Genomic DNA, 5463 nt, shown 5'->3' with positions numbered 1-5463 from the left:
ATCCAGGGCAATCGGGGCAAGCAACGTGCTGACTGCCACGGGCCGTATCGAGGATCACTATAAGTTGTATCTGGTGATCGCAAACGCAACCATCACGCAGATCGATGAACTGAAGAATGTGGTCGTGCAATCGAACGGCGCCGCACAGATCCGTCTGGGCGATATCGCGAGCGTCACTCAGGGCGTCATTCCCAAATGGATGCGCGTTACCGCTGACGGCCAGGATGCAGTGCTCGTGAACATCTACCAGCAGCCGGGCGCAAACAGCGTCGCGATGGCAAAGGCGATTCGCGCCCGACTCGCCGATTTCCAGCACCAGATGCCGCCGGGTGTGCATATGTCGAACTGGTACGACCAGAGCGAATTGGTGATTGCGTCGGCCACCAGCGTACGCGATGCAATCATGATCGGCGTCGTGCTGGCGGCTCTTACCCTCTTCGCGTTCCTGCGCAACTGGAAAATTACGGTGATCGCGGTGGCGCTCGTGCCGGTCGTGATGGCCGCCACTATCTTGCTGCTCGATGTGTTCGGCATGGGCTTCAACATCATGACGCTCGGTGGGATGGCCGCCGCCGTCGGCCTCGTGATCGACGACGCGATCGTGATGATCGAGCATATCGTCCGGCGCATGCGCGAAGGGGGCGCGACGGCGTTCCATGGTCGCGTGATGTCGGCCGCGCTCGAGTTTACGCGGCCGCTTGCTGGCTCGTCGGCGGCGACGCTGATCATCTTCGTCCCGCTTGCGTTCCTGTCGGACGTAACCGGCGCGTTCTTCAAGGCCTTGTCGGTCACGATGGCGAGCGCACTGTTCATTTCGTTCCTCGTCACCTGGCTCGCCGTACCGATTCTCTGCGACCGCTTGCTCAAGCCACACGATGCGGAGGAGCACCGCGAAACGCGCTTGGCCGCCTGGATGACTGCCGGTTATGGCGCGTTGATCGAGCGCGTCAGCGCGCGGCCGTCGCTCGTGCTGATCGGTCTGGTGCCGCTCGTAATAGTGGCGGCGCTCGCGTTCGTGCGAGTCGGCAGCGGCTTCATGCCAAGCATGGACGAAGGCGGTTTCGTGCTGGACTACTCCACCGAACCGGGCACGTCCATCGCCGAGACCGACCGCCTGATGAAACAGATAGAAACGATTGTCGGCGCCAACCCGAACGTTGCGACCTATTCGCGTCGGACCGGCGCGGGCCTGGGTGGGGACCTGAACGAGCCGAACAAAGGCGACTTCTTTGTACGGCTAAAGTCTGGCAAACGCGAACCGATCGAAACGGTCATGGAAGAAGTCCGCTCGAAAATCGAGTCGCAAGTACCGGGCGTGAACATCGAACTCGCGCAATTGATGGAAGACCTGATCGGCGACCTGACAGCCGTGCCGCAACCGGTGCAGATCAAAATTTATTCAGATGACCAGAACACGCTGGACAGCACATCGCGCAAGGTGGCCGCAGCGATCAGCAAGATCAAGGGCGTCGTGGATGTGAACAACGGCATCAACCCGGCGGGTGACGCTCTCGAACTTCACATCCGCCCGGAGGCGGCTGCGGCCGAAGGCACGGACCCGCAATCTATTGCACAGGCCGTCTCCGACATGGTCCAGGGCAACGTGGCAACTCAGTTTCAGTCGGGACCGAAGACCGTCGGCGTCAGGGTGCGGGCGGCCGGCGCGCTTGAACTGACCGATACGCAACTGGGACAGTTGCAGATTCGAGCCCCCGACGGTCACCTCTTCGCGCTGAACCGCGTGACCGACCGCGTCATTGTGAGCGGCCAGCCTGAGATCGCCCGCGACAACCTGAAGCGCATGGTTGCCGTGACCGCTCGCATCGACGGCCGGGATCTCGGCTCGACCGTCGCCGACGTGCAGAAGACGCTCGGTACGGCCGGACTGTTGCCCCAAGGCGTGTACTACGAACTCGGCGGCCTGTATCAACAGCAGCAAATCGCGTTCAAGGGGCTGATGACGGTCTTCGGGGCCGCAGTCGCACTGGTCTTCGGACTGCTGTTGTTTCTCTACGAACGATTTCGCATCGCGCTTGCTGTCCTCGCCATGCCGCTGCTCGCGACCGGCGCCGTATTCGTTGGGCTATGGATCACGGGCATAGAGTTGAACATTTCCGCAATGATGGGCATGACAATGATCATCGGGATCGTGACCGAGGTGGCGATCTTCTACGTATCGGAGTTGCAGGGGCTCACGCTCGACGACGGCATGCCGTTCGACCGGGCGCTGATCGAGGCCGGCCGCAATCGGCTGCGTCCCATCGCAATGACGACCATCGCCGCGATCCTCGCGTTGCTGCCTCTCGCGTTTGCACTCGGCCAAGGCTCGGCGATGCAGCAGCCACTTGCCATTGCGATTATCTCCGGCCTGATCGTGCAATTGCCGCTGGTCCTCCTCGTACTGCCCGTGTTGCTCCGCTTACTGATGAGGAAACGCGATTAGCAAACGTGGAAAGGAAAGAGGGGCGCCGTGGCGCCCCTCTTTCCTTTCGATCAATCAAACACTATTCGTTATCAATGATGCGAGAACAACGAATGGCGATGCGTCACCTCGATGCAGGAGTGCAGACTACCCGCCAAACCCTAACGCGGGCTTATCCGTCAGGAATTTTTCGAGCTTGCGCGTCTTTTGCTTTTTTTGACGAGGAAGCCTGCACTAGCCAACCCGGGTTCTGGGTTCGAGGCCATGTGATCCGACCTCGTCCGTTCGCGTTTCGTTTAACCTATTTTTTGAGCGGCTTGCTTAGCAAGAAGCCGTTGCGCCTGCCGATCACCGCCGCTCGCCTCTTTCGCTGTGGTTGCTGCCGACTCGGTTGCTTCAGCGAGTGCCGCACGCGCGACATTGCTGATGCTGACCGTAGACGACGGTTGCGGCGCAGCCGGGGAGGCAGGGGTTGCGGCGGAGGTCGCGGACTTCGCGCCGGTGGTCGTCGAATTTGAAGGGTGGGTTCCTGTGGTCGATACCGTGGCGCTAGTTGACGACGGCACTGGGTGGCTAAGCGAGTTCACGTTCATATGGATTTTTCCGGGTTCGATGGATCGATGTACTAGTGGTGCACCCATGATATCGACCGCATCGAAAGCACCTTGAGCTCTATATTTTTCACAATTTCGCGTTGCCTTAAGGTTCTCATAAGGACTGCTTCTTTCGGCCGATTTTCAATGCAACGGCTTGCGGTCGAAAAATGGTTAATACCTCGCGAGCAGGTGCTGGATAGCCGTCATGTAAGCTGCATTCGATAAGCAAAGCTCACTGTAGACGGCAACTCCGAGATGCCTCGGACCAGAAGGGTGTGTTGACATTAGACGAGCCATATAAAGGCGACGACCAGCGCGATGAAAGAAGCAAAACGCTCGGAGCACTTCTACTGGGTGCGGGTTTTTCAAGACAGGCGAATTTGATTGCATCTGTGACTGCTGCCAAAGTGCATGCTTCGGGTGACCTGCGGATACGATTTAGGCTTGTGGGCGTTCAGGCGCACCGAACGCGACAGCTGCTGCCTTTCGCGTCAATGGTCACCTCTCCCGCCGCCATTCTCATGGTCACGGTGCCAGTCGTCGTGCGGTCCACCGTGTTGATGGTCGTGGTCCCACTCACCTCGAGGACCGCCGCGGTAGTCGCGTGCATCATGCCATTCGCCGTCACGTCGATGATGCTCGTCCCACTCGCGATGTTCCCAATAGCGATGCCCGTCATAGTATCTATCACCATACCAGCCCGGACTAATGAGAACAGCGGCAGGAGGTTGGACGTACACCTGCGTGGGCGGAGCGTAGACCGGCTCAGGCGCATAGACAACACCGGGGATTCCGATGTTTACTCCAACATCGACGTGTGCGAGGGCGAGGGACGATACGCCTATGCCGAAACCGGCAATCAGTGTCATGACGAGCCGGCGGTTGCGGAAGATGCTCATAGTTTGGTTTGGTTATTCAGATATGTGTGATTGAGCAACAGGGTTTGCGAGCGCGTTATTGGCTACGGTCAATAGCGGTCGTGGTCATGCTCATGGTAGCCGCCTTCGGGTACAAAGATGCAGCCACCCAGCGCGCTTCCAAGACAAACGGCCAATAGCACTAACGCAATAGTTCTTTTCATAAGTTGCCTCTTTTGTCAGTCGTGAGCGGACTATATTGTGCTGGCAGATTAACGGTGTTTTTGTGTGTAACGAAACGTGTCTTGTGAAACACCTGAGCGCGGCCAATTGCGAGCGGCTAGCTTTGTTGACTAAATCGATCTAGCGGTTCGAGGGCGGCGAATCTCGCATGATCCGCGGGTGATTTGACCTGCAGAACTGGCAATGCCGTACGGACATAACCAGAGTCGCTGGCACAAGATCGAAAAAGCCACGTTACAAAGTGACCATTTGGCTCGAATGTAATAAGGCCTTGCGCCAACGTGGCGATATCACGATCTGGTTCAACCAGGAGGCGCTCGCTGCATGGAATCCGGCCAAGACCGGAGCCCGTGGTTCAGGCTTATTCACGTGGCTAACAACTTTAGTCAAATCAGGCGTCGACACTGACAGTTTTTTGCAATTTTCCGGTTCCCTAAGGTTCTTATAAGTTTGCCGCACTAAGGATATTCCCGAGCTCGCTCATGTGAAGCATGTATTCGTCAAAGCGGCTGCGCGCGTGAACAACCGCGCTGAGAATAGCCACCAGCCCACCTGAAGACGCGAACGCCAGATATGTGGCTTTCGCGACCGGGCGCGAACTCAAGCGTTTCTCTCGTGCTTCGGTCCGATTCGGCAGCACTTCGCGCTGCCTCGACATCGGATGAATGCAGGTCGACACCGGGCAGAATTGAAGCGTCGACTGGCTGCCTGGCGTCAATGGACGATCGCAGAATCTGGCATCAACGTTTGTTGATCAGGAAAACTACGCACCTTCGCGAATTTCGTCTTTTCTCTGCCAACTTGACAAAGCCATGACATGTCATAGGACCAGCATTTCGGGCGTGTCTTCGCGAGCGTGCAGCGCAGTGCGGACGTCAACACACGCCGGGCCGATGGATTCCGACTACGACATGTCTGTGCCGATGCGGGATGGCGTCGAACTGTGCGCTGACACGTACCGGCCGGCGACGCCCGGCCGGTATCCGGTGCTTGTGTCCGCGTCGCCTTATCCTCGTCAGATACAAAACCTGGGAGCGCCGCTCGGTTTCATCGAAGCAGGCGCCAGCGACTTCTTCGTCCCGCGCGGGTACGTTCACGGCATTGCGAATATTCGCGGCACGCTCTCGCATAGAAAACGACCGTTGTCTATTGCGCGGTCAGCGCTACATGCCGGTGCTCGTCCCTCCGCTCGTGTTTGCGCCCGCGCTTGAACCGGTGTTCGTGCCTGAACTCGACGTTGTGTTCAGATCGATTCTTCCATAGACGCCATCGGCTTCGTCATTCGGCCCCGCCGCGAAGAACAGCGTATTGGACGGCTGATTGCTGAGATCGTTGCCGAACGCAA

4 protein-coding genes and 2 pseudogenes are annotated in these 5463 nt (G+C 58.3%); 4 read left to right on the top strand and 2 right to left on the bottom strand.

All coding sequences use genetic code 11. The annotated features are described in order from the left end of the window. Both WCA53_RS25265 and WCA53_RS25260 read left to right on the top strand, forming a co-directional pair. Positions 1-2443: efflux RND transporter permease subunit (locus tag WCA53_RS25265; RefSeq protein WP_423916857.1), on the top strand; the 2443-nt coding region annotated here is incomplete at its 5' end. A 405-nt stretch (positions 2444-2848) separates the two neighbouring features. Then, positions 2849-3091 carry a hypothetical protein gene (locus WCA53_RS25260; RefSeq protein ID WP_423916855.1) on the top strand — a complete coding sequence of 81 codons (243 nt, stop codon included), beginning with the start codon at positions 2849-2851 and terminating at the stop codon, positions 3089-3091. A gap of 418 nt (positions 3092-3509) precedes the next feature. Here the strand turns inward: WCA53_RS25260 and WCA53_RS25255 are convergent, their stop codons facing one another. Next, the gene (locus tag WCA53_RS25255; RefSeq protein WP_423916853.1) at positions 3510-3917 is read right to left on the bottom strand and encodes a hypothetical protein; all 408 of its coding nucleotides are present in this window, start codon (positions 3915-3917) and stop codon (positions 3510-3512) included. 664 nt (positions 3918-4581) lie between these two features. On the opposite strand from WCA53_RS25255, the pseudogene WCA53_RS25250 reads away from it, so the two are divergent. Next, a pseudogene (locus WCA53_RS25250) lies at positions 4582-4872 on the top strand (IS6 family transposase); the annotation flags it as partial. A gap of 58 nt (positions 4873-4930) precedes the next feature. After that, the gene (locus WCA53_RS25245; RefSeq protein ID WP_423916851.1) at positions 4931-5329 is read left to right on the top strand and encodes a CocE/NonD family hydrolase; all 399 of its coding nucleotides are present in this window, start codon (positions 4931-4933) and stop codon (positions 5327-5329) included. On the opposite strand, the pseudogene WCA53_RS25240 reads toward WCA53_RS25245, so the two are convergent. Continuing rightward, positions 5282-5463, bottom strand: a pseudogene (locus WCA53_RS25240) (TIGR03118 family protein); the annotation flags it as partial. The gene WCA53_RS25245 and the pseudogene WCA53_RS25240 sit on opposite strands and share 48 nt — an antisense overlap.

It is taken from the genome of Caballeronia sp. (assembly GCF_049581465.1).
Taxonomy (GTDB): Bacteria; Pseudomonadota; Gammaproteobacteria; order Burkholderiales; family Burkholderiaceae; genus Caballeronia.
This window is presented reverse-complemented; position numbering and strand designations above follow the sequence as displayed.